This window comes from Oribacterium sp. P9, assembly GCF_046365365.1.
Classification (GTDB): domain Bacteria; phylum Bacillota; class Clostridia; order Lachnospirales; family Lachnospiraceae; genus Oribacterium.
Genome location: NZ_JBKEIS010000034.1, coordinates 1 through 4,562, shown reverse-complemented (window position 1 = coordinate 4,562; position 4,562 = coordinate 1). Strand labels below are relative to the sequence as shown.

Sequence of the window (4,562 nt, the reverse complement as noted above, 5' to 3'; positions counted from 1 at the left end):
TTTGTGATATCATCCTTCTGGTAACTAATCTTAAGTTGACGTTGGGTTGACGACATTGGGGTCAGACCCCATTACGAAATCCTTAAGATGTTATTCTGAATAACGTTCAAAAGTAGGTTTCATCTTCCATCCTTCGCCTTTCCGCAAGTTCGCAGAAACTTTTTTTCTTGAATTCTTGTCTTTCCATATCTCATGCACTATACTGTATGTGTTTTAACCTACGTCACGCCGCAGGCGAGCACGTTACTCAAAGTAACATACAGTGCATCTGCAGATCACCGGTCTGCCACTCCTGCCTGCCAATGCACCCGCCCGGAGCCTAATCACTCCGCGGCAGTTTAGATTCTGTTTAGGAAAATTTAATGGGGTCAGACCCCATGAAGTTTTCCTTACGAAATTCTTAAGCCGGCTGTAAGGGGGTCTGACCCCATTAAATTTTTATAAACTTTCAGAATCGAGGGTATATATGAAGAAGCTTTCTACTCAGAAACTGGCGGATACGATCGCGTCACTGCGGAAGTCACAGAAGATTTCGCAGCAGGAGCTGGCGGATCGTACCGGTATCAATCGTGCGCTGATTTCTCGGATCGAGGGGCAGGCGTTCACGCCGTCGATCGAGCAGCTCGAGCAGCTCGCGGGCGCGCTGCACTTCGATCTCTGCGATATGTTCGAGGACGACAGCATCCACCCGCTCGCGCCGGTGTCACCGATGAATATCGTGGTGGCCGGCACGGGCTACGTCGGCCTGTCGCTCGCGACGCTGCTCGCACAGCATAATCACGTCACCGCAGTCGACATCATCGAGGAGAAGGTACAGGATCTTAACGCCTGGATCAGCCCGATCCAGGACGAGTACATCGAGAAGTTCTTCGCCGAGGCGAAGGCCGGCACTCGCAGGCTCGACCTCCACGCCGTCCTGAACACCGATCTGCACGCCGACGGCGCCGGCTCTCACGCCGCTTCCGGTGCCACCACCGCACCGGCCAGCGACGGCACCACCGGCATTGGCCTGCAGAACCCGTCCGACGCTGCCTACGCGTCCGCGGATCTCGTCATCATCGCGGCACCGACGAACTACGACAGCAAGAAGAACTACTTCGACACGAGCGCCGTCGAAAGCGTGATCGAGCAGGTTCTCGCGTGCAACGACCACTGCTACATGTTCATCAAGTCCACGATCCCGGTCGGCTACACCGCCTCGATCCGCGCGAAGTACGGCACCAGCCGCATCCTCTTCTCCCCGGAGTTCCTCCGCGAGTCGAAGGCCCTCTACGACAACCTCTACCCGTCCCGGATCATCGTGTCCTGTGACGAAAACGACCCGGCCTCCGTCGACGCCGCGCACCGCTTCGCCGCCCTCCTCCAGGAAGGCGCGATCAAAACCGGCATCCGTACCCTCTTCATGGGCTTCACCGAAGCCGAGGCCGTCAAGCTCTTCGCGAACACCTACCTCGCGCTCCGCGTGTCCTACTTCAACGAGCTCGACACCTACGCCGAGACGAAGGGCCTCAACACCCAGCAGATCATCGACGGCGTCTGCCTCGACCCGCGCATCGGCGACTTCTATAACAACCCATCCTTCGGCTACGGCGGCTACTGCCTCCCGAAGGACACGAAGCAGCTCCTCGCAAACTACCAGGACGTCCCGGAGAACCTGATCCAGGCGATCGTCGAGAGTAATCGCACCCGGAAGGACTTCATCGCAGACCGCGTGCTCGAAATCGCCGACGCATATGAGGCCAATGCAGGCTACAACAAGCAGCAGGAGGCCCTCCAGGAGGAAACCGTCGTCGGTGTGTATCGCCTGACCATGAAGGCGAACTCCGACAACTTCCGCCAGTCCTCGATCCAGGGCGTCATGAAGCGCATCAAGGCGAAGGGTGCCCGCGTCATCATCTACGAACCGACCCTCGAAAACGGCAGCACCTTCTTCGGAAGCCGCGTCGTTAACGACCTCGCCGAGTTCAAGTCCGAAAGCCGCTGTATCCTCGCAAACCGCTACGACACCGTCCTCGACGACGTCCGCGAAAAGGTCTACACCCGTGACCTCTTCCACAACAACTGACCCCGCCGAAAATTTAATGGGGTCTGACCCCATTAAATTTTTCTAAACAAATTCTAAAGTTAGAGTTTATGGGGTCAGACCCCCTTACGAAATTCTTAAGATGGGCCAGGGCAACCACCCCGAGCCAATCACCCCCGGGGTCTGAACCCCATCACATGAATATGGAAAATATGGATAACACAGAGAACACAAAGAAATCAAAGAAAATAGAGAAAACCAGCGTATCCCTCGACGGAAAATCCATCCTCGTCACAGGCGCAGCGGGCTTCATCGGCTCGAACCTCTGCGCGCGGCTGCTGCGCGACACGCAGGGCGCGACGATCGTCGGCATCGACTGCATGACCGACTACAATCCGCTCGAGCTGAAGGAGTACCGCCTCCGGAAGGTCGAGGAGGCCGCGCAGTCCTCAAAATCCCACTGGGTCTTCATCCGCGGCGACATCGCAGACAAGCCACTCATCGACGAGCTCTTCGCGACCTACCGCTTTCACGTCCTCGTCAACCTCGCCGCCCAGGCCGGCGTGCGCTACAGCATCGACCACCCGGACGTTTACATTCACTCGAACCTGATCGGCTTCTACAACCTCCTCGAGGCCGCGCGCCACGACGACGCAATGGAGCACTTCGTCTACGCCTCGTCCTCCTCCGTCTACGGCGGCAACAAAAAGGTCCCGTTCAGCACCGACGATCCGGTCGACCACCCGGTGTCACTCTACGCCGCGACGAAAAAGAGCAACGAGCTCATGGCCCACGCCTACTCGAAGCTCTACAACATCCCGTCCACCGGCCTCCGCTTCTTCACCGTCTACGGCCCGGCCGGCCGCACGGACATGTTCTACTTCTCCGCGACGAACCGCCTCGTGAAGGGCGACAGTATCCAGATCTTCAACTACGGAAACTGCAAGCGCGACTTCACCTACATCGACGACATCGTCGAAGGAATCGTCCGCGTCATGGGCGGCGCACCTGAGAAGCAGAACGGCCCCGACGGCCTCCCGATCCCGCCATACGCCGTCTACAACATCGGCGGTGGCACCCCGGAGAACCTCCTCGACTACATCACGACCCTCCAGGAGGAGCTCGTCCGCGCCGGCGTCCTGCCTCCGGATTACGACTTCGACGCCCATAAGTCCCTCGTGCCAATGCAGCCGGGCGATGTGCCTGTCACCTACGCGGACAGCACCGCCCTCGAAAGGGACTACGGATTCCGCCCGGAAATCAACATCCGCCAGGGCCTCCGCGCCTTCGCCGAATGGTATAATACCTTCTATATGTCATGACGCAACAGAGCCCGGCGGATATCCGCCGGGCTCTGTTTGTTTATAGGGTCTGCCCCCATCACGACATCCGGTGCCCGCTTTCCTCCGCGGGCACCGGATTTTAGATTCTTGCCAGTAGCTCGGATGGAGTAAAAGCCATCACCCTGCTCTGCGTAAAATCTTTAAGGTTTCTCGTAATAATATAGTCGGCATGGATAGCTTCTGCTGTTGCGCTCTGAACTGCATCCTCAAAGTCTTTCCACTTCATGGTTACTGCCCTTTCCAGAACAGCCGGACTAAAATCAGCAAACTCAAATATGAGACTCAGTTTGCGGAAAATCTCTGCAATCTGGTCTGGAGTCATCTGCTTGCGCATGACATACATCATATTGGCATAGGTCAACGTGGAAATGCATCCCCTTGCCTGTTCTGTCTCACACAGCTTCCAGATCATAGAGGAGTCTTTTATGAATTCCGGACGGTTAATCAGCACATCCAGAATAACATTCGTGTCAATCAACAGAACCATATTTCGTCCTCATGCTTTCTGCCTTGACTTCATCCAAATCATAGTCTTCTTTCAGAATTCCAGTAAGGGAATCTGTAAGATACGACACAGTGGCATCCTTCGGAATGAAACGTCCGACTTCCCGGCCATTCTTCGTCACGATAATTTCCTGCCCTGACATTACAAGGCTTAAATACCTTCCGAAATTATTCTGCATTTCGGTTGCAGTTGCGGTCGCAGTAATCATAACAGCACCTCCTTATTAGCTAATTTTATTATATGATATTTTAGCTAACTCATAAAGACCTATCAAAATTTTCATCTTGTTCCGGCCAATGCAGACCGCGGTCACGGGCTCATCGACTCGGAGGAGCTCGTCACCCAAAACACCTTACACACTTCCCTGTCGCTCTCCACATCCCCGACGTCATACCGCTTCCACGGCATCGCAAACGCGTGCATCGGCACCTGCCGGCTGAGCCACGCCGCGAAGATTCCTAGAGCGTCCGCGCCGCACCCTGCGGCCAATGCTTCCGGAATCCGCATCACGTCCTCCCAGCGATAAAAATAAAACGTCAGCACAGCTAAATCGTCACCATAGTTTATGGGGTCTGACCCCATTAAATTTTTCTAAACAAATTCTAAACTTGGAGTTTATGGGGTCAGACCCCAATGTCGTCAACCCAACGTCAACTTAAGATTGGTTGCTAGAAGGATGATATCACAAAGG

General features: G+C 55.3%; 5 protein-coding genes. 2 read left to right on the top strand and 3 right to left on the bottom strand.

The features are described 5' to 3' along the window. The first annotated feature begins 466 nt into the window (after positions 1 to 466). Both ACK8P7_RS10780 and ACK8P7_RS10775 read left to right on the top strand, forming a co-directional pair. The gene (locus ACK8P7_RS10780) at positions 467 to 2,065 is read left to right on the top strand and encodes a nucleotide sugar dehydrogenase (RefSeq protein ID WP_410044201.1); all 1,599 of its coding nucleotides are present in this window, start codon (positions 467 to 469) and stop codon (positions 2,063 to 2,065) included. A gap of 170 nt (positions 2,066 to 2,235) precedes the next feature. After that, positions 2,236 to 3,345, top strand: a complete 1,110-nt coding sequence (locus ACK8P7_RS10775; RefSeq protein ID WP_410044200.1) for an NAD-dependent epimerase/dehydratase family protein — start codon at positions 2,236 to 2,238, stop codon at positions 3,343 to 3,345. Between the two features lie 100 nt (positions 3,346 to 3,445). On the opposite strand, the gene ACK8P7_RS10770 is transcribed toward ACK8P7_RS10775, so the two are convergent. The 3 genes from ACK8P7_RS10770 to ACK8P7_RS10760 form a co-directional block, all read right to left on the bottom strand. Beyond that, positions 3,446 to 3,853, bottom strand: a complete 408-nt coding sequence (locus ACK8P7_RS10770; protein ID WP_410044199.1) for a PIN domain-containing protein — start codon at positions 3,851 to 3,853, stop codon at positions 3,446 to 3,448. Then, on the bottom strand, positions 3,837 to 4,079 hold the full coding sequence (locus ACK8P7_RS10765) for a type II toxin-antitoxin system Phd/YefM family antitoxin (protein ID WP_410044198.1): 243 nt from the start codon (positions 4,077 to 4,079) through the stop codon (positions 3,837 to 3,839). The genes ACK8P7_RS10770 and ACK8P7_RS10765 overlap by 17 nt, the downstream gene beginning before the upstream one ends. 101 nt (positions 4,080 to 4,180) lie before the next feature. Further along, positions 4,181 to 4,378 carry a hypothetical protein gene (locus ACK8P7_RS10760; protein WP_410044197.1) on the bottom strand — a complete coding sequence of 66 codons (198 nt, stop codon included), beginning with the start codon at positions 4,376 to 4,378 and terminating at the stop codon, positions 4,181 to 4,183. Positions 4,379 to 4,562 lie beyond the last annotated feature (184 nt).